The sequence below is a fragment of the Rubrivivax gelatinosus genome, from assembly GCF_004340905.1.
GTDB lineage: Bacteria > Pseudomonadota > Gammaproteobacteria > Burkholderiales > Burkholderiaceae_C > Rubrivivax > Rubrivivax gelatinosus.
In genome coordinates this window covers 297606-316782 of the sequence record NZ_SLXD01000003.1, presented here as the reverse complement: position 1 = coordinate 316782, position 19177 = coordinate 297606, and the positions used below count along the sequence as shown (strand labels likewise).

Annotated in this window: 17 protein-coding genes, 1 tRNA gene and 1 pseudogene; 10 read left to right on the top strand and 9 right to left on the bottom strand. The window is 71.7% G+C overall.

Features of this window, described 5'->3' with window-relative positions; all coding sequences use genetic code 11:
* The first annotated feature begins 128 nt into the window (after positions 1 to 128).
* On the top strand, positions 129 to 1046 hold the full coding sequence (locus EV684_RS07000; RefSeq protein ID WP_050985482.1) for a LysR family transcriptional regulator: 918 nt from the start codon (positions 129 to 131) through the stop codon (positions 1044 to 1046).
* Here the strand turns inward: EV684_RS07000 and EV684_RS06995 are convergent.
* Entirely contained in the window at positions 965 to 1933 is a 969-nt protein-coding gene (locus EV684_RS06995) for an AraC family transcriptional regulator (RefSeq protein WP_085978554.1), read from the bottom strand. The genes EV684_RS07000 and EV684_RS06995 overlap by 82 nt on opposite strands.
* Before the next feature lie 220 nt (positions 1934 to 2153).
* Between EV684_RS06995 and EV684_RS06990 the strand changes: the two genes are divergently transcribed.
* Positions 2154 to 3254, top strand: a complete 1101-nt coding sequence (locus tag EV684_RS06990) for an alpha/beta hydrolase (RefSeq protein WP_132645563.1) — start codon at positions 2154 to 2156, stop codon at positions 3252 to 3254.
* Positions 3251 to 4345: an NAD(P)-dependent alcohol dehydrogenase gene (locus tag EV684_RS06985; RefSeq protein WP_132645561.1), complete on the top strand. Its 1095-nt coding sequence runs from the start codon at positions 3251 to 3253 to the stop codon at positions 4343 to 4345. The genes EV684_RS06990 and EV684_RS06985 overlap by 4 nt, the downstream gene beginning before the upstream one ends.
* A gap of 353 nt (positions 4346 to 4698) precedes the next feature.
* Here EV684_RS06985 and EV684_RS06980 read toward each other — a convergent pair.
* The 4 genes from EV684_RS06980 to EV684_RS06965 form a co-directional block, all read right to left on the bottom strand.
* Positions 4699 to 4775: transfer RNA gene (locus EV684_RS06980), tRNA-Pro, on the bottom strand.
* A gap of 55 nt (positions 4776 to 4830) precedes the next feature.
* Positions 4831 to 5337, bottom strand: coding sequence for a hypothetical protein (locus tag EV684_RS06975; protein ID WP_132645559.1), 507 nt, complete (start codon positions 5335 to 5337; stop codon positions 4831 to 4833).
* Between the two features lie 2 nt (positions 5338 to 5339).
* Entirely contained in the window at positions 5340 to 5834 is a 495-nt protein-coding gene (gene rraA / locus EV684_RS06970; RefSeq protein ID WP_132645557.1) for a ribonuclease E activity regulator RraA, read from the bottom strand.
* Between the two features lie 68 nt (positions 5835 to 5902).
* Positions 5903 to 6364: an Lrp/AsnC family transcriptional regulator gene (locus tag EV684_RS06965; protein ID WP_132645555.1), complete on the bottom strand. Its 462-nt coding sequence runs from the start codon at positions 6362 to 6364 to the stop codon at positions 5903 to 5905.
* A gap of 88 nt (positions 6365 to 6452) precedes the next feature.
* On the opposite strand from EV684_RS06965, the gene EV684_RS06960 reads away from it, so the two are divergent.
* A complete protein-coding gene (locus tag EV684_RS06960; RefSeq protein WP_132645553.1) occupies positions 6453 to 7361 on the top strand; it encodes an EamA family transporter in 909 nt (302 codons plus the stop codon).
* 1 nt (position 7362) lies between these two features.
* On the opposite strand, the gene EV684_RS06955 is transcribed toward EV684_RS06960, so the two are convergent.
* Complete coding sequence (locus EV684_RS06955) at positions 7363 to 9063, bottom strand: thiamine pyrophosphate-binding protein (RefSeq protein ID WP_132645551.1); 1701 nt, start codon at positions 9061 to 9063, stop codon at positions 7363 to 7365.
* Positions 9064 to 9094: 31 nt separating this feature from the next.
* A complete protein-coding gene (locus EV684_RS06950) occupies positions 9095 to 10339 on the bottom strand; it encodes an MFS transporter (protein ID WP_132645550.1) in 1245 nt (414 codons plus the stop codon).
* Between the two features lie 65 nt (positions 10340 to 10404).
* Here EV684_RS06950 and EV684_RS06945 point away from each other — a divergent pair, with 65 nt between their 5' ends.
* The 5 genes from EV684_RS06945 (at position 10405) to EV684_RS06925 (ending at position 15582) form a co-directional block, all read left to right on the top strand.
* Positions 10405 to 11241: an AraC family transcriptional regulator gene (locus EV684_RS06945; RefSeq protein ID WP_132645548.1), complete on the top strand. Its 837-nt coding sequence runs from the start codon at positions 10405 to 10407 to the stop codon at positions 11239 to 11241.
* A gap of 80 nt (positions 11242 to 11321) precedes the next feature.
* Positions 11322 to 12440, top strand: a complete 1119-nt coding sequence (gene nadA, locus EV684_RS06940; RefSeq protein ID WP_132645546.1) for a quinolinate synthase NadA — start codon at positions 11322 to 11324, stop codon at positions 12438 to 12440.
* Positions 12437 to 13294 carry a carboxylating nicotinate-nucleotide diphosphorylase gene (gene nadC, locus EV684_RS06935; protein WP_132645544.1) on the top strand — a complete coding sequence of 286 codons (858 nt, stop codon included), beginning with the start codon at positions 12437 to 12439 and terminating at the stop codon, positions 13292 to 13294. The genes nadA and nadC overlap by 4 nt, the downstream gene beginning before the upstream one ends.
* Before the next feature lie 72 nt (positions 13295 to 13366).
* Positions 13367 to 13657 carry a late competence development ComFB family protein gene (locus tag EV684_RS06930; RefSeq protein WP_132645542.1) on the top strand — a complete coding sequence of 97 codons (291 nt, stop codon included), beginning with the start codon at positions 13367 to 13369 and terminating at the stop codon, positions 13655 to 13657.
* A gap of 119 nt (positions 13658 to 13776) precedes the next feature.
* Positions 13777 to 15582, top strand: a complete 1806-nt coding sequence (locus EV684_RS06925; RefSeq protein ID WP_132645539.1) for a methyl-accepting chemotaxis protein — start codon at positions 13777 to 13779, stop codon at positions 15580 to 15582.
* On the opposite strand, the gene nadB is transcribed toward EV684_RS06925, so the two are convergent.
* Together nadB and dctP are read right to left on the bottom strand one after the other, a co-directional pair.
* Positions 15583 to 17199 (bottom strand): L-aspartate oxidase, encoded by a 1617-nt coding sequence (gene nadB / locus EV684_RS06920; RefSeq protein ID WP_132645537.1) that lies wholly within the window; start codon positions 17197 to 17199, stop codon positions 15583 to 15585.
* 153 nt (positions 17200 to 17352) lie between these two features.
* Positions 17353 to 17710: pseudogene (dctP, locus tag EV684_RS06915) on the bottom strand (TRAP transporter substrate-binding protein DctP); the annotation flags it as partial.
* A 155-nt stretch (positions 17711 to 17865) separates the two neighbouring features.
* Here dctP and EV684_RS06910 point away from each other — a divergent pair.
* Positions 17866 to 19143: a hypothetical protein gene (locus EV684_RS06910; RefSeq protein ID WP_132645535.1), complete on the top strand. Its 1278-nt coding sequence runs from the start codon at positions 17866 to 17868 to the stop codon at positions 19141 to 19143.
* The last annotated feature ends 34 nt before the right edge of the window (positions 19144 to 19177 follow it).

The window sequence follows — 19177 nt, the reverse complement described above, 5'->3', positions numbered from 1 at the left end:
CGGACTCATGCTAGGCAGGCGGGCTGCGGGCGGTGCGGCCAGGGGCGCACGGCCCCATGAGCTGGAATCATCAATGAACCGGCCGCGGCATCCGCCCGGCCGTGGCACGAGACCGACAGGACCGCACGATGCGAGACCACTTGCACGAGATCATGGACTTCCTGGCCGTCGCCGAGGAGCGCAGCTTCACGCGTGCTGCGGCCCGGCGGGGCGTGTCGCAGTCGGCGCTGAGTCACTCGGTGCGCGGGCTGGAGACCCGCCTGGGCGTGCGCCTGCTGACGCGCACCACCCGCAGCGTCTCGGCCACCGAGGCGGGCCAGCGGCTGATGCAGGCCGTGGCCCCCCGGCTGGCCGAGATCGAAGCCGAGATCGCCGCCGTCAGCGAGCTCGGCGAGAAGGTCGCCGGGACGATCCGCATCACCGCCATCGACCATGTCGTCGACTGGATCATCTGGCCGCGGCTGTCGCCGGTGCTGCACCGCCATCCGTCGCTGCGTGTGGAGATCAGCACCGACTACCGCATGGTCGACATCGCCGCCGAGCGTTTCGACATCGGCATCCGCTGGGGCGACCAGGTGCAGAAGGACATGGTGGCGGTGAGGCTGACGCCAGACGAACGCATCTGCATCGTCGGTTCACCGGCCTACTTCGCTGCGCACGGCGTACCCGAGACACCGCTGGACTTGATGCGCCACGATTGCATCACGCTGCGCCTGGCCAGCAGCGGCGGTCTGTACGCATGGGAGCTGGTGCACGAAGGACGCCCGGTGGAAGTTCGTGTCGGCGGCCAGGCGATCTTCAGCAGCGCGTATCAGATGCTGCAGGCGGCCATCAGCGGCAACGGCCTGGCCTTCGTGCCCGAGACGATGGTCAGGCCCCACGTCGAGGCCGGGCTGCTGCAGGCAGTGATGGCGGGGAGCTGCCCGAGCTTCCCGGGGCTGCACGCCTACTACACGAGCCGCCGTCACCCGACGCGCGCGCTGCGCACGGTGGTCGATGCGCTGCGAGGCCTGGACGAACTTGCCGAGTCGGGACGGTCCGCCTGATCGCATGCGTCGGGGCGTGGCCGCAGGGCCTGAACGTCGCGCCGTGGCGGTGCGCCAAAAAGGCGGCTGTACTCGCGGCTGAACTGGGACGGACTCTCGTAGCCGACGCGGTACGCCGCGCTCGCCGCGTCGGCGCCCTCCCCCAGCATCAGCCGCCGCGCCTCGTTCAGCCGCAGCCACTTCTGGTACTGCAGAGGACTCATCGCCGTCAGCCGCCGGAAGTGGTGATGAAGGCTCGACGGGCTCATCTGCACCCGGGCCGCCAGCTCGTCGACACGCAGCGGCTCGGTGTAGTGCAGCTTCAGCCAGTCGATCGCGCGGGAGATGCGCTGGCTCTGGCTGCCGACTGAAGCGATCTGCCACAGCAGCGGCGCCTGGCCGCTGACGAGCAGGCGATAGTGGATCTCGCGCTGGATCAAGGGTGCCAGCACGCCGACGGCGCCGGGCTCGTCGAGCAGGCCCAGCAGGCGCACGAACGGGTCGAGCGCAGCCGCCGTGATGCTCCCGACGCCGACGCTGGCGTCCTGGGTCGGCGGCCGCGGCGGCGCAAGCTCGCCCTGGGCGATCAACTCGGCCAGCATCCTGATGTCCAGCTTCAGGCTGAAGCCGAGGCACGGCGCGTGCGGCGAGGCCTGGACCACCTCGGAGTTGGCCGGCAGGTCCAGCGAGGTGATCAAAAAGCGCTCGGCGTTGTAGACGTGGCCTTCGCCGCCTGCGATCAGACGCTTGGTGCCCTGGGTGACCATGATGACGCTGGGCTCCACCATGCAGACCGCGGGACGTGCCGGCGCCTCGCGGCGGAACAAGGTCAGCCCAGGCACGGCGGTCGGCGTGTCGGCCAAGCCCTCGGTCCAGCGGTCGATGACGCGCGCCATCTCGGACTGCATCTGCGCCGTCCGGTCAGGGGCTTGGGGCAAGGGCTTGGCAGTGCTGCTGGGCATCGAGGACTTTCGAGAGGATGAGACATCCTAGGCGTGGCTCGCACCTGCAGCAGCCAGGTCACCACCCTGGCGCAGGATCAGGCAAGAAATGGCGAGGAACGTTCTACCGTTGCGACAGCCGGCGTCAAAAAATGCAATCCATGCCACGACATGGAGCCACCCCACCATGACTTCCTCGTTGTCCCGCAAGACCTTCTTGCGCGCCACCGCCGCAGCCGCCGCGACGGCTTTGACCCGCCCGACCGCCGCGCAGGCCGCGGCCCCAACCGCCGACGCCACCCCGACCGCCATGCCGCTCGCCCTGACCAACGCCTGGGACAAGACCTTCCCCAAGAGCCCGCGAGTCGAACACCGCAAGGTCGTGTTCAAGAGCCGCTACGGCATCGCGCTGGCAGGCGACCTGTACCTGCCCCGCGACCGCGGCAGCCGCGCGCTCGCCGCGATCGTCGTCAGCGGGGCGTTCGGTGCGGTCAAGGAGCAGTCTTCCGGCCTGTACGCGCAGACGATGGCCGAACGCGGCTACGCGACGCTCGCTTTCGATCCGTCGTACACCGGCGAAAGCGGCGGCGAACCGCGCAACGTGGCGTCACCCGACATCAACACCGAGGACCTCAGCGCGGCCGTCGACTTCCTCGGCCTTCAGCCCTTTGTCGATCGCGAACGGCTGGGCGCCATCGGCATCTGCGGCTGGGGGGGCATCACACTCAACGCCGTCGCCGCGGACAAGCGGATCAAAGCCGTCGTGGCCAGCACGATGTACGACATGTCCAGACTCATGTCCAAGGGCTACAACGACAGCGTGACGGCCGAGCAGCGCACCCGGACCCTGGAGCAGTTGGGTCGACAGCGCTGGGAGGATGCCGAGAAGGGGCGCCCCGCCTATGGCCAGGTCTCTCTGGAGCTGAAGGGCGGTGAACCAGAGTTCGTCGTCGAGTACGCCGAGTACTACAAGTCCCGCCAACGCGGCTTCCATCCGCGTGCGGTCAACTCCAACGGCGCGTGGACACTGACGACACCGCTGTCGTTCATGAACGCCCCGCTGATGAGCCATATCGCGGAAATCTCCCCTCGGCCAATCCTGTTTGTCCACGGCGAGAAGGCCCACTCGCGCTACTTCAGCGAGACCGCCTTCGCGGCCGCGGCGCAGCCGAAGGAGCTTTTGATCGTCCCTGGCGCAAACCACGTCGACCTGTACGACCAGTTCGACAAGATCCCGTTCGCCGCGATGGCAGCGTTTTTCGACCAGCACCTGAAGGACCGAGCATGAGCACGACGCGCGACACCCCGGACGACTCGACCTATCTCGCCCGCGCCTGGGCCGCACGGGGTGCCCGCGCACCACTGGCGCCACTCCAGATTGCGCGCCGCGCGCCAATGCCACGCGACGTACAGATCGAGATCCTCTACTGCGGCGTCTGCCATTCCGACCTGCACTACACGCACGACGACTGGCACGACACGCTGCCGGCGACCTATCCCGCCGTGCCAGGGCACGAGGTCGTCGGTCGCGTCACCGCGGTCGGTGCCGAGGTGACGGCGCACGCCGTCGGCGATCTGGTCGGCGTAGGCTGCCTGGTCGACTCTGACCGCAGTTGCCCGATCTGCCGTGCCGGGCGCGAGAACTTCTGTCCGGGCCAGGTCCTGACTTACGGCTCGCCCGACCGCCACGGCACCGCGCCGGTGACCTACGGGGGTTACTCGTCGAGCGTCGTCGTCGACGAACACTTCGTGCTGCGGGTGCCGCGGAATCTGGACCTGGCCGGTGCCGCGCCGCTGCTTTGCGCCGGCATCACGACCTACTCGCCACTGAAGCGGGCCGGGGTCGGACCGGGCTCGAAGGTGGGCATCGTGGGCCTGGGCGGGCTCGGCCACATGGCGGTAAAGCTCGCACGCGCCTTCGGTGCCAACGTCGTCGTGCTGACCACATCGCCGCGCAAGGCCGACGACGCGCGTCGCCTGGGCGCGCACGAAGTAATCGTTTCGACGGACGCTGCGGCGATGGCTGCGCACGCCGGCAGCTTCGACTTCATCCTCGACACCGTGTCGGCCGAGCACGACATCAACTCCATCCTCGCGCTGCTGAAGCTCGATGCCGACCTGACGCTGGTCGGCGCACCGGCCAGGCCGCTGGCGCTGTCGTCCTTCGCGCTGATCCTCGGCAACCGTAGCGTCTCGGGTTCGGCCATCGGCAACATCCGGGAGACGCAGGAGATGCTCGACTTCTGCGGCCGTCACGGCATCACGGCCGACGTCGAAGTCATACCGATGCAGCAAGTCAATGAGGCCTGGCAGCGATTGGAACGAGGCGAGGTGAAGTACCGCTTCGTCATCGACATGGCCTCGCTGAAGGCGGATTGAGGCCCCTACCTGACCGGGCAGGACGTCTCGGTGATGATCCGACTTCGGGATCAACGTGACCCGCTCCACCCTGACGAGCCGCACGTTCACAAGGACGGCGTGTTCTTCCGTCGCCACAAGACCGACAACGCGGTCTCGTCGAGTGGAGCCCGCGGCTGCGTGGAAGACGAGGGCGACGGCGTGACGGAAGGCACTCAAGAGGCCGCGACGGGCCCTTCAGACCAGGTCGCCGGAGCCTCATCTGGCGAAGCGACTCGCCTGCTCCGTTAGAAGAATCCGATTCCGTTAGAAAGCTGCACAAGAACGTTGCAGCTGCCGCGGAGCGATTGCCGCAACGGAATCAACAAGTTGGATGGTCGGGGTGACACGATTCGAACGTGCGACCCACTGCTCCCAAAGCAGTTGCGCTACCAGGCTGCGCTACACCCCGAAGCCGACGATTGTAGCCGTCGCCCCCCTGCGGGGCCGGCCGCCGCGCTGGGGGGTCAGATCAACTCGGCCGCCGCCGGCAGCTGCAGCTGCCGCGCCACGTCCATGCACTGGCGGATGTGCTGTTCGCAGACGATCTTCAGCGCCGAGAACGTGAGCGCCGCCGACACCGCCTGGCCGGCCAAAGGCACGACCTTGGCGGCCTGCTTGGTCGTCAGCCGCACGCCGACGGTGCGCACGATGCGCAGCACGACGTCGCGCGTCACCAGCCGGCCGACGAGCACGCCGCCACCGACGCTGATCGCCTTGTAGACGACGAGGCGCCGGTCGGGCGCCAGGCGCTCGACCTGCTCGGCGCTGAGGCCGAACTCGGCGTTGATCTCGGGCAGCAGCTTGACCAGCGTGCCGACGTCGGTGATCCAGTCGATGCCCGGGATCGGCATCGCGGCGACACCGGCGGCCACCAGCGCGCGCCGCGTGACCAGACGCCGCGCGCGAGCCGCCGCAGCTTCGATGTCGGCCTCGGTGCCGGGCACCACGACCCAGTCCCCGGGGGCGGCCATCGTCAGGGCCTGGCCGGCATCACGACGATGCCGTCCTCGTCGGCGACGACCCACTCGCCCGGCACCACGCGCACGCCCTGCACCTGCACCGGCACGTCGCGCTGGCCTTCGTTGCGCTTGACGGTGGGCATCGGCATCGCGGCCAGCGCGCGGATGCCGACGTCGCAGGCGGCCAGTTCGGCCAGGTCGCGCACCGCGCCGTCGACGACCAGGCCGGCCCAGCCGTTCTTCGCCGCCGCAGCGGCCAGGTTGCCGCCGACCAGCGCGCGGCGTCGCGAGCCGCCGCCGTCGACGACGAGCACGCGCCCGCGCCCGGGCTCGTCGAGCGCGGCCTTCACGAGGCTGTTGTCCTCGTGGCACTTGACCGTGCTCGCCGGGCCGGCGAAACGCACGCGGCCGCCGTAGCTCGTGAACACCGGCGGCAGCACGCGGAACTCGCCGCCATCGCCGGCGTCCTTGTGCACGTCGCAGAGGTCGCAGGTGGAGAAGTCGTCCATCGTCGGTCTCCCTGGGAAGAATCCTAAGCGCGCCGCGCCGGCCGCGGCCAAAGCCCCACGCCGGCCCTCTAAGGCGCCGGCTCGCGCGACGCCGGCGGCAGCATCACGCGGTGCTCGCGCACCGTCTTCAGGATGATGGACGTGGACGTCTCGGCCAGCAGGCACAGACGCGACACCACGGCGTCGAGGTGGGCAACGTCGGTCACCGCGATCTCCAGCATCCAGCTGTCCTCGCCGGTGATGTTCCAGCCGTTGACGACCTCGGCCGTCTGCTCGATCAGCTCGAGCATGCGCTCGTAGTCGGTGCGGCCGACGCGCACCAGCGCGCGGATGCCGTAGCCCAGCGCACCCAGGTTGACCGTCGCGCGGTAGCCGGTGATGACGCCGGCCGCTTCCAGCTTGCGCACCCGCTCGGCCACCGCCGGCTGGCTCAGGTGCACACGCCGGCCCAGTTCGGCCAGGCTCAGGCGGGCATCGGCCTGGAGCTCGGCGAGCAGGCGGGTGTCGTAGCTGTCCAAGGTGCCACTCATTCATAACCTTCGTTTCAACGGCGAGAATCGCACACGACCTTCGATTCTGCATGGATCGTGGCCATGGAGCTTTTTATCATCTCGCCCCATGTCCACCGCCGCCCTGCCCACCACCACCGCCCGGCTGTCGCCGCTGCTGCTGGCCTGCCTGGCCGCCACCTGGCTGATCTGGGGCTCGACCTACCTGGCGATCAAGTGGGCGCTGGTGAGTTTTCCGCCCTTCTTCCAGATGGGCACGCGTTTCGTCGTCGCCGGGCTGGTGCTGGGTGTGTTCGCGCGCTGGCGCGGAGCGGGCTGGCCCGACCGGTCGCAGTGGACCAGCGCCTTCGTGCTCGGCGCGCTGATGCTGGGCGGCGGCTACGGCGCCACCGCCTTCGCCCAGCAGAGCATCAGCTCGGGGCTGGTGGTGGCCTTCATCGCCGTCGTGCCGGCGGTCGTCGCGCTGTTCGAGCTGCCCTACGGGCTGCGGCCGTCGCGGCTGGAGGCGCTGGGCATCACCACCGGCCTGGCCGGCATCGTGCTGCTGACGCAGGGCGAGGGCTTCGGTGCCTCGGGCGAGGGGCTGGTGGCGATGACCGTCGCCTGCGCCGCCTGGTGCGCCGGCAGCGTCTGGGCCAAACACGGGCTGCCCGGCGGCCGCCGGCTGGAACTGGCGCCCGGCGCCGCCGGCTATGCCAGCCAGATGCTGGCCGGCGGGCTGCTGCTGCTGGGCATGTCCTGGGCCGCCGGCGAGCAGCCGACGCTGCCGCCGGACGCCCGTTCGCTGGCCTGCTGGGTCTACCTCGTCGTCGCCGGCTCGCTGATCGGCTTCAGCGCCTACATGGTGCTGCTGCAGCGCGCGAGCACCGCGCTGGCTTCCAGCTACACCTTCGTCAACCCGGTGATCGCGATGGTGCTGGGCGTGACGGTCGGCGGCGAGGTCGTCGGCGCCGGCGAGATGCTGGCCGCCGGCATCGTCACCGCCAGCGTCGTGCTGCTGCTGGCCGGGCGGCGCTGATTCAGCGCCGGGCGGCCGCGGCGCGGATCTGCGCCAGCGTCGCGCGCGAGGTGCTGACCTCGACGTCGAGCTTGAGGTGCAGCAGCGCCGGTTTGCCGGCTGCGAGCGCGCGCTCCAGCGCGGCCTCGAAGTCGCCCGTCTTGGCGACCGTCTCCCCGGCCCAGCCATAGGCCTGCGCCAGCGCGGCGAAATCGGGGTTGCACAAGCCGGTGCCGCTGACGCGCCCCGGGTACTCGCGCTCCTGGTGCATGCGGATCGTGCCGTAGCTGCCGTTGTCGACGACGACGACCAGCAGCTGTTCGACGCCCGCGGCGCGCGCTGTCGCCAGCTCCTGGCCGGTCATCAGGAACTCGCCGTCGCCAAGGAAGGCCACCGCCTGGCGCCCGGGCTGCAGCACGGCCGCGGCCACCGCCGCCGGCAGGCCGTAGCCCATCGCGCCCGAGGTCGGCGCCAGCTGCGTGCGGCCGTGGTGCTGCAGGCCGGGGTAGCGCAGGAAACGGTGCAGCCAGCCGCTGTAGTTGCCGGCGCCGTTGGTCCAGACCGTGTCCTCGGGCAGACGGCGCTGCAGGGTCTGAACGACGGCCGCCAGGTCCAGCGGCTCGACCGGCGTCGGCACCTGGTTGGCCTCGTAGTCGGCACGCGCGGCTTCGGCCCAGGCGCCGTCGCGGCCCGGGGGCGCGGTCAGCGCCTCCAGCGCCTTGGCCGCGCTGCGCATCGAGGCCTGCAGCATCAGGTCGGCGGCGTAGACGCGGCCCAGTTCCTCGGGGCCGGCGTGCACGTGCACCAGCTTCTGCGCCGGGCGCGGCGCCTGCAGCAGCGTGTAGCCGCCGGTCGTCATCTCGCCCAGGCGCACGCCGAGCGCGATGACGAGGTCGGCGTCGCGCACCCGCGCAGCGAGCTTCGCATTGATGCCGATGCCGACGTCGCCGGCGTACAGCGCATGGGCGTTGTCGAAGGTGTCCTGGAAGCGGAAGCCGCAGGCCACCGGCAGGCGCCAGTTCTCGGCAAAACGCTGCAGCGCCGCGGCGGCCTCGGCGTCCCAGCCGCTGCCGCCGGCGATGACGATGGGCCGCTGGGCCTCCAGCAGCAGCCGGCGCAGGTCGCGCAAGGCGCCGGGCGCCGGCCAGGCCAGCGCCGGCTCGACACGCGGCAGCACCGGCGCGGCGGTCTCGCGCGTCAGCATGTCCTCGGGCAGCACCAGCACCACCGGGCCGGGCCGGCCCTGCATCGCGGTGTGGAAGGCGCGGGCGACGTACTCGGGCAGGCGGTCGGGGTCGTGCACCTCGCCCACCCACTTGGCCATGCCCAGCGTGCCGGGGCCGAACATCTGGCGGTAGTCGACTTCCTGGAAAGCCTCGCGGTCGCGCTGGTCACCGGCGACCTGGCCGATGCACAGCAGCATCGGCGTCGAATCCTGGAAGGCGGTGTGCAGCCCGATCGCGGCGTTCGACGCGCCGGGGCCGCGCGTGACGAAGCAGACGCCGGGCCGCCCGGTGAGCTTGCCCTGGGCCTCGGCCATGAAGGCCGCGCCGCCTTCGTGGCGGCAGGCGACGAAGCGGATCTGCTCGCGGTGTTCGTGCAGGCCGTCGAGCACCGCGAGGTAGCTCTCGCCGGGCACGCCGAAGCAGGTGGTGACGCCCTGGGCGACGAGGGCCTCGACGAGCGCATGGCCGGCGAGGCGGGAACGGGTGCTGTCGTTCATGGCGGCGACTCTAACGCCGCCGCGGCCGCGCTCAAGCCAGCGCCAGCCGCCGCCGGTGCACCGCTAGGCCGACAAAGGACGCCGACAGCACGCCCAGCGCCATCGCCACGGCCGAGCCGCCGAACACCGTTTGCGGCAGGCCGGCGTCCATCAGCGCGCCGAACACCGGCGCCGCCATCGCGTTGCCGGTGTCCAGCCCCGAGTAGACGGTGCCGTAGACACGCCCGGTGGCGCCCGGCGGCGCGGCGCGCTTGATCAGCATGTCGCGCGAGGGCCCGGCCAGCCCGGTGCCGAAACCGGCCAGCGACGCCACCGCCAACGCCACCATGCCCGGCAGCCAGCCGCTGGCCACCAGCAGCAGCATCGCCGCGGCCAGCGCCATCGCCGCGGCGATGATGCGTTCCAGGCGTTCGGTGCGGTCGACGAGGAAGCCGCCGACGATCATGCCGGCGGCGCTGGCCAGCATGTAGCCGGTGACGACGAAGGCGGTGGCCTCCAGCGGCAGACCGTACATGCGGCCCAGCGCCGGGCTGGCGAAGCTCTGGATCGCCGCCAGCGCCACCGTCGTCCAGAAGAAGAACGAGAAGCACAGCCAGACGCTGGGCAGTTTCAGGAAGGCCATCGGGTGCTCGCCGCCGCCGGCCGCGGCGCTGCGCGTGGCGGCGACGTGGGCCTGGTGGTGGTCGTCGATCAGGTCGCGGCGCAGCACCAAGAGCGCCAGCACCGCCGCGGCCAGCACGGCGCAGCCCAGGTAGGCGGCGCGCCAGGAGCCGAAGGCCGTCGTCAGCCCGATCAGGAACACCGGTGCCAGCGCCCAGCCGAGGTTGCCGCTGATGCCGTGCACCGAGAACGCGTGGCCCAGGCGCTGCGGCGAGACGCGCCGGTTGAGGATCGTGAAGTCCGCCGGGTGCAGCGGCGCGTTGCCCAGCCCGGCCAGCACCGCGGCCAGCGCCAGGCCGGCGAAACCCTGGGCCGCGGCCGCCGCCAGCGAGCCGGCGACGAAACACGCCATCGCGCCGTAGAGCACCGGGCGCGCGCCGATGCGGTCGACGACGAAGCCCGCCAGCGCCTGGCCGATGCCCGAGACGACGAAGAACACCGTCACCAGCAGCCCGAGTTCGGAGTAACTGAGGCCGAAGTCGCGGATGAAGGCCGGGAACATCGGCGGCAGCAGCAGGTGAAAGAAGTGCGAGCTGCCGTGCGCGAGGCCGATCAGCGAGATGGTCGCGACGTCGCGGCGTGCGTCGCCGGCGGACGTGATGGCGGTCGGGGTCATGCGGCGCAGCGTAACGGCGCGCTTCGCGGCGCAGTTACGATGGTCGGCCAACTTCTGTCGAATTCGTGCCACGCCCTGCCCGCCCCCGCGCCTCGCGCAGCGAACTGCCGCTGGACCCGGCGGTGCACGCGCCCAGCGCCGCCCACCCGGTCTGGGTACGCAAGCGCCGCCTGAGCGCGGCCACACGCATCGTGCCGCACCGCCACCCGTGGGCGCAGGTGGCGTTCTCGGCCACCGGCGTCGTGCGCCTGACGGTGCCCGACCACACCTTCATCGTGCCGCCCACGCGTGTCGTCTGGGTGCCGCCCGACGTCGAGCACTTCGTCTCGGTCGTCGAGGACGCCGAGCTGGTGACGATGTACGTGCTGCAGGACGAACTGAGCGGCCCGCGGCCGCTGGCCGGCACGGCCGCCGGCGACTGGGGCCGCTGCCGCGTGCTCGAAGCCTCGCCGCTGCTGCGCGAGCTGGTGGCGCAGCTGGCCGACGAAGCGGTGGTGCAGGAGCCGGCACGCGAACAGTGCCTGGCCGCGCTGCTGCAGGACGAGCTGGCGCGCGCGCGCCCGCTGCCGCTGGGCGTGCGCCTGCCGGCCGACAAGCGCCTGCGTGCGCTGTGCGAGGCCGTCATCGAGGACCCGGCGCGCCACGACGGCCTGGACGGCTGGGCGCAGGAGGCCGGCGCCAGCGTGCGCACCGTCGCACGCCTGTTCCGCCAGGAGCTGGACACCAGCTTCGCCGCCTGGCGCCAGCAGGTGCTGCTGGCCAAGGCGCTGTCGATGGCCGCGGCACGCCGGCCGATGGCCCACATCGCCGCCGAACTCGGTTACGCCAGCCCCAGCGCCTTCAGCGCGATGGTGCGGCGCGCGGTCGGCATGCCGCCCAGCCGCTTCTTCAACGCGGGCTGATCCGCCTGAGGCGGGTTGACTCCCGGGCAACGGCCACAATCTGGCCTCTGCAGCGGCCTCAGGCCGCACGAGAGACATCGATGGACACCGACGAGATCGTCTACGACTACACCCGCCAGGACGCCAGCGGCGCCAGCTGCACCGCGCACGCCTGGGCCAAGGTGCCCGCCGCGCTGCCGCCGGCCGAACGCGAAGCCGCCAAGGCGCGCATCGCCGAGCTGCTGAAGGCCCGCGACGCGGTGCTGGTGGCCCACTACTACGTGGATGGCGAGCTGCAGGACCTGGCGCTGGCCACCGGCGGCATCGTCGCCGACTCGCTGGAGATGGCGCGTTTCGGCCGCGACCACGCCGCGAAGACGCTGGTCGTCGCCGGCGTGCGTTTCATGGGCGAGAGCGCCAAGATCCTGTCGCCCGGCAAACGCGTGCTGATGCCCGACCTGGACGCCACCTGCTCGCTGGACCTGGGCTGCCCGGCCGACGAGTTCGCCGCGTTCTGCGACGCCCACCCCGAGCGCGAGGTCGTCGTCTACGCCAACACCAGCGCCGCGGTGAAGGCGCGCGCCGACTGGATGGTGACCAGCTCCTGCGCGCTGGCGATCGTCGAACACCTCAAGAACCAGGGCCGCAAGATCCTCTGGGCGCCCGACCGCCACCTGGGCCGCTACATCCAGGAGCAGACCGGCGCCGACATGCTGATGTGGAACGGCGCCTGCATCGTGCACGACGAGTTCAAGGGCCTGGAGCTGGACCTGCTGAAGCATGAGCACCCGGGCGCGATGGTGCTGGTGCACCCGGAGTCGCCGGCCTCGGTGGTCGCGCAGGCCGACGTCGTCGGCAGCACCTCGCAGCTGCTCAATGCGGTGATCCGCGGCGACGCGCCGGCCTACATCGTCGCCACCGACAACGGCATCCTGCACCGCATGCGCCAGCTGGCGCCGGGCAAGACGCTGATCGAGGCGCCGACCGCCGGCAACAGCGCCACCTGCAAGAGCTGCGCGCACTGCCCGTGGATGGCGATGAACGCGCTGCAGGGCGTGCTCGCCTGCCTGGAGCACGGTGCCGGCGAGATCCACGTGCCCGAGACGACACGCGCCCAGGCGCTGGGCTGCATCGAACGCATGCTGGACTTCGTGCAGCGCCATCCGGCGGCCGTCGCGAAGCCGGCGCAAGGATTTGTTCCGAACGTGGGGGCTGCATGAACGAGACGCTGGAGATCGCGCGCGAGCGCAACGTGCGCGACGCGATCGCCGAGGACCTGGGCGACGGCGACTGGACCGGCATGCTGGTGCCGGCCGAACGCCGCGTGAAGGCGCGTGTCATCGCGCGCGAACGCGCCGTGCTCTGCGGCCGCGACTGGTTCGACGCTGTCGTGCGCACGCTGGACCCCGAGGCGCGCATCGCCTGGCGGGTCGAAGAAGGCGAGTGGATGGTGCCCGACGCGCCCATCGTCGAGATCGAGGGCCGGGCGCGTGCGCTGCTGGCCGCCGAACGCCCGGCGCTGAACTTCATCCAGCTGCTGTCCTGCACCGCCACCGAGGCCCGCCGCCACGTCGAGGCGGTGGCCGGCGCCTCGCCGCTGCCCGACGGCTGCGCCATCCTGGACACGCGCAAGACCATTCCCGGCCTGCGCCAGGCGCAGAAGTACGCGGTGCGCGTCGGCGGCGGCCGCAACCAGCGCCTGGCGCTGTGGCACGGCATCCTGATCAAGGAGAACCACATCGCCGCGGCCGGCGGCGTCAGCCAGGTGCTGGCCAACGCGCGGGCGCTGAACGCCGGCGTCGAGATCCAGATCGAGGTCGAGACGCTGGAGCAGCTGCGCGAAGCGCTGGCCGCCGGCGCGACCAGCGTGCTGCTGGACAACTTCGAGCTCGAGCGCATGCGCGAGGCGGTGGCGATCAACGCCGGCCGCGCGCTGCTGGAGGTCTCGGGCAGCGTGCAGCTTGAGCAGCTGCGCGCCATCGCGGCCACCGGCGTGCACCGCATCTCGATCGGCAAGCTGACCAAGGACGTCAGGGCGGTCGACTTCTCGATGCGGGTCGTCGAAGAGTTCTGATCGCCGCGGCCTCAAGTCCGGCGCGCCGCGGCCGATAAACCGCAAGCACGAAAACCAGCGCGAGGCCTCCCGATGAGCGTCGATTTCACGTCGATCCACAACCACAACGAGAACGCCGTCTTCGAGGCCGTGCTGGCCGCGGCCCCGGCGCACCCGGGGCTGGCCGGCAACGGCGAGCTGCTGGCCGACGTCGCCTGCGTCGCGCTGAACCGGCTGCAGCCGCGCTACATCCGCCACGCCGTGGACTTTTCCTTCTACCTGAGCGAACGCGAGCGCGAAGACAGCGAGCGCCAGATCGCCGAGGCGGTGGACTTCGCCTTCGGCTTCGTCCAGGCCCGGGTGGCGATGCGCGCCCGCAGTTGATCTGACGCAGGCGGCGCCCGACGGCGTCGCCGCCCGCGCTTCAGTCGCGCGGCCATCGGTCGATATCGGGGTTAACCCGTAGCCCACCGGGCTCCGTCCCACCCTTCACCTCTGGACCGATGAAGTACTTTCGCTCGGCCTCGCTGCGCGCGCGACTCGTCGCGACCACCGCGGGCCTCGTCCTCGCCGGCCTGGCCGGTCTGACCGTCGTCAACGCGATCGGCGCCCGCACCGAGGCGCTGCAGCAGCTCGGCACCCAGAGCAGCGCGCTGGCGCGCGCGCACGCCGCCGACATCGGCGGCTGGGTCGCGCAGCATCAGCAGGTCGTGAGCTCGATGGCCGGCAGTGCCGCGGCCGCCGACCCGCTGCCGGCGCTGCAGCAGGCCGAAGCCGCCGGCGGCTTCGACACCACCTACGTCGGCCACGCCGACCGGCGCATCCTCTTCTCCAAGCCGCAGGACCTGCCGCCCGGTTACGACCCGACCGCACGCCCCTGGTACCAGCAGGCCACGGCCGCCGCCGGCCGGCCGGTGCTGACCGCGCCCTACCTGGACGCGGCGACGAAGAAGCTCGTCGTCACCTTCGCCCAGGCGGTGACAGGCGGCCAGGCGGTCGTCGCGGGCGACGTGTTCATGGACGGCGTCGTGCGCGTCGTCGGCTCGATCCGGCCGACGCCGGGCACCGGCGCCTTCATCGTCTCGCGCACCGGCCAGGTGGTCGTGCACGAGGACGCGGCGCGGGTCCTGAAGCCGGCGGCCGAACTGTCCGCGGGCCTGGCGCCCGAGGCGCTGGCGTCGCTGGCCGGGCAGGACGGCCTGGCCGAGCTTGAGATCGCCGGCCAGGCACGCCTGGTGCGCGCCGAGCCGATCGCAGGCACCGACTGGCTGCTGGTGCTGGCACTGGACCGCGACGAAGCCCTGGCCGGCGCCAGCGCCGCGCTGTGGCGCTCAGTGACCGCCAGCCTGGTGGTGACGGTGCTGGCCGTGCTGCTGCTGGCCTGGACGCTGGGCCGCCAGTTGCGCCGCCTGCAGGCGCTGGAACACGCGATGGCCGAAGCCGCCTCGGGCGACGGCGACCTGAGCCGGCGCCTGCCCAGCGACGGCGGCGACGAACTCGCGAGCATCGCACGCCACTTCAACGCCTTCGTCGCCAAGATCGAGCTGGCGGTGCGCCAGATCCGCGACGCCAGCGACTCGGTTCACGTCGCCGCGGGCGAGATCGCCGGCGGCAACGCCGACCTGTCGGCACGCACCGAGCAGACCGCCGCCAGCCTGCAGCGCGCCGCCAGCGCGATGCAGCAGATCACCGGCACCGGCCGCGAGAGCGCCGACTCGGCGCGTGTCGCGCACGATCTGGCGACCCGCGCCGCCGAGGTCGCCGCGCGCGGCGGCGTGGTGGTGCAGCGAGTCGTGACGACGATGGACGAGATCAACCAGGCCTCGCACCGCATCGCCGACATCACCGGCGTCATCGACGGCATCGCCTTCCAGACCAACATCCTGGCGCTCAACGCGGCAGTGGAAGCGGCGCGCGCCGGCGAGGAAGGCCGCGGCTTCGCCGTCGTCGCCAGCGAGGTGCGCGCGCTGGCGCAGCGTTCGGCAGCGGCGGCACGCGAGATCAAGGGCCTGATCGGCGCCTCGGTCGACAAGGTCGAGAACGGCGCCGCGCTGGTGGCCGAGGCCGGCCGCACGATGGAGGAACTGGTCGCCGGCGTGCAGCGGGTCAACGACACGATCGGCGAGATCACCGCCGCCGCGGCGGCGCAGCATGAGGAGATCGTGCAGGCCGACGCCGCGGTCGGCGAACTCGACCGCGCGACGCAGCAGAACGCGGCGCTGGTCGAGCAGTCGGCGGCCGCCGCGCAGTCGCTGCACGAGCAGGCCGAGCGCCTGGCCGGCGTCGTGCGGGGCTTCCGCCTGGGCTGATCAGCGTTTGGGGCTCTTCGCCGGGCGGGTCAGCACCGTCGGGAAGCTGACCGGCAGCGTGTCCGGGAAGTCGCGGCTGAAGTGCAGGCCGCGGCTTTCGTGGCGGCGCAGCGCCGAGCGCACGATCAGCTCGGCGCAGCCGACGAGGTTGCGCAGCTCCAGCAGGTCGCGCGTGACGCGGAAGTTGGCGTAGTAGTCGTCGATCTCGTCGCGCAGCAGCTTGATGCGGTGCAGCGCACGCTCCAGCCGCCGCGTGGTGCGCACGATGCCGACGTAGTTCCACATCAGCAGGCGCAGCTCGTCCCAGTTGTGGGCGATGACGACCTCCTCGTCGGCGTCCTCGACCTGGCTCTCGTCCCAGGGCGGCGGCAGCGCCGGCAGATGGCCGTCGGTGGCCAGGATGCGCTCGGCGCAGGTGCGGCCGAGCACAGCGCACTCCAGCAGCGAGTTGCTCGCCAGACGGTTGGCGCCGTGCAGGCCGGTGTAGGCAGTCTCGCCGATCGCGTACAGCCCGGGCAGGTCGCTGCGGCCGTCGAGGTCGGTGACGACGCCGCCGCAGCTGTAGTGCGCGGCCGGCACCACCGGGATCGGCTGGCGCGCGATGTCGATGCCGAGCTCCAGGCAGCGCGCGTGGATCGTCGGGAAGTGCGACTTCAGGAAGTCCTCGCCCAGGTGCGTGGCGTCCAGCCACACGTGGTCCAGGCCGTGTTTCTTCATCTCGAAGTCGATCGCGCGGGCGACGATGTCGCGCGGCGCGAGCTCGGCACGATCGTCGTGCGCCGGCATGAAGCGCGTGCCGTCGGGCAGGCGCAGCAGGCCGCCTTCGCCGCGCAGCGCCTCGGTGATCAGGAAGCTGCGCTCCTGCGGGTGGTACAGGCAGGTCGGGTGGAACTGCACGAACTCCATGTTGGCGACGCGGCAGCCGGCGCGCCAGGCCATCGCGACGCCGTCGCCGGTGGCGGTGTCGGGGTTGCTGGTGTAGCGGTAGACCTTGCCCAGGCCGCCGGTGGCCAGCACCACGGCCGAGGCCGCCAGCGTCTCGACGCGGCGGCGGTCCATGTCCAGCGCGTAGACGCCGTAGCAGCGCGGCGTCTCGTCGCGCCTGAGGTGGCGCGAGGTGATCAGGTCGACCGCCATCCAGCGCTCGCGCAGGCTGATGTTGGGGTGCGCGGCGGCCCGCGCCAGCAGCGCGTCGTGGATCGCGCGGCCGGTGGCGTCGGCGGCGTGGGCGATGCGGCGCACCGCGTGGCCGCCTTCGCGCGTCAGGTGCAGGCCCAGCGGGCCGTCGGGGTCGACCGAGAACGGCACGCCGGCGTCGACCAGCCAGGCGATCGCCGCGGCGCTGCGCTCGGCAATGAAACGTGCGGTGTTCTCGTCGACGAGGCCGGCGCCGGCCTCCTGCGTGTCGCGCACGTGCGACTCGATGCTGTCGTCCTGGCCGAGCACGCCGACGATGCCGCCCTGCGCCCAGGCGGTGGCGCCTTCGCCCAGGCTGCGCTTGGCGAGCACGATGACCGGCCGCGTGTCGGCGGTGTTCAGCGCGACGACGAGCCCGGCCAGGCCGGCCCCGATGACGACGACGGGCGCGGTGCCCGGAACAGTGGAATCCGTGGACATGGTGGCGCGGCGCGACGAGCCGCTGGTTCCCGTGAGGAAAGGGGCATTCTACGAACGCGCCCTCCCTGCGCCGGACGCCGTCGTCAACGCCCGCCACGCAGCTTCTGCAGCTCCTGCTGGGTCTCGTTCCAGAGGTCCTGGCCGACCTGGGCGGACGATCCTCGGGCTGTCGACGTGGTGGCTCACCGTGAGGTACTTCTGCACCTCGTAGAACTTGCTCGACAGGATGGTGCTGTACGGGTTCTCCTGGCCGTCGACGGCGCGTGTCTCCAGCGCACTGAACAGCTCCGAGAACGGCAGCGGGATCGCGTTGGCGCCAGGGTCTTGAAGGTGTCGAGGAACACCGGGTTCTGCATCACGCGCAGCTTGATGCCAGCGAGGTCTTCCAGCCTGGCCACCGGCCGGGCGCCGTTGGTCAGGCCTTGGGCTGCAGCGTCGCCATCACCTTCTGGCCCACCGGGCCGTCGAGCAGCGCCGCGGCGGCGATGCTGCTGCGCCTGATGCGCGGCGAGGCCGTCGAGCCGGCGTCGATGGACCGGGGCTACGAACCCGTCGTTCGCGGCAGCACCTGAAGGCCCCCCTAGAGCCGAAGTCCCTGATCGGCCGGGGCCGCTGCTTTACCTATGATGACGCGAGCCGTCCGCCGGGCGGCCCCAGCCTCGCGCCATGCCCCGCTCCCAAGACGACCTGCCCTGGCCGCCGCCGGCCTACCGGTCCAGCCGCAACGCCGAGCTGCTCGCCCCGGCGACCCAGATCGTGCGCGACCGCGAGGACTACCTGGGGCAGGGCCTGCGCGACGTCGGCCGGCGCATCGCCGACGACCAGGTCGAGCTTTTCGTCAGCACCGACCCGGCGACCGCGCTGCAGCAGCAGTTCGAGCGCCAGGCGCCGCAGTTCATCACACTGCACGACGTCGGCACCAAGGCTTCGCTGCACCTGCTGGGCGCGCTGGCCGGTGCCGCTGGCGCACGCGTGCAGCGGCTGACGATCCGCCGCCAGGGCCACGGCGTCGCGCTCGCCGTCATGCAGTTCGTCGAGGTGCCGCTGGCCGATGGCAGCCACGTGCGCATCTACTCCACCGACCTCAACGCCGACACCCAGACACGCCAGGCCCTGGCGCTGGTGCTGATGGGGCGCAGCCGCCTGGGCGTGCTGATGATCGGGGAGCTGCCGGCGCACGCGCTGCAGTCGATGCTGCAGCCGCTGCAGGACGCGATCGCGCGCGCGCCCTGGCCCAACCGCGACCTGCTGCTGCTGCCGCTGGCCTCGGCCGGCACGCTGGCGGCGCAGGCCGCACGCCTGATGGGCTCCAGCGGCATCGTGGTGCGCGTCACGCCGCTGGCGGCACGGCCGAACGACGCCTGGTCCTTCATCAGCGGCACCTGGAACCGCATGAGCGGCCACGGGGCCAGCCAGACCGCGCTGAACACCGACATCGAGCAGGCGCTGCCCGCGCCGCCGGTGCCGCTGCCCGAGGCGCCGACGATGGCGATGGACCTGCTGCCGGCCAGCAGCGGGATGTCGGGCTCCCGGCTGGCGGCGCCGTCGGCGCCGGCACGGCCCGTGGCGGCGCCGGAGGCGGCGCTGTGGGCCGACTACGTGCAGCGCTGCGTCGGCGTGAAGAGCGCCGTCAGCGCCTGCATCTTCGATCTCGCTTCGCAGCGTGCGCTGGCGCATGCCGGCAGCACGCCGTTGCCCGAGCGCCTGGCCAGCCAGGGCGCGCTGCTGATCGACGCGATGGCCGGCGCCGCACGCACGCTGGGCCTGGGTGCGGCGGCCCCGCAGGCGGCGATCAGCTACGACCTGCAGCACCTGCTGCTGCATCCGGTGCGGGGGCACCCCGGCGTCGTGCTGCATCTGGTGCTGCACGGGAGCGCCAACGCGCTGACGCTGGCGCGCATGCAGCTCGAGCGCATCACGCCGCCGCCCAGCGGGGCGGTCTGACAAAACAAGACGCCGCCCGAAGGCGGCGTCGTTC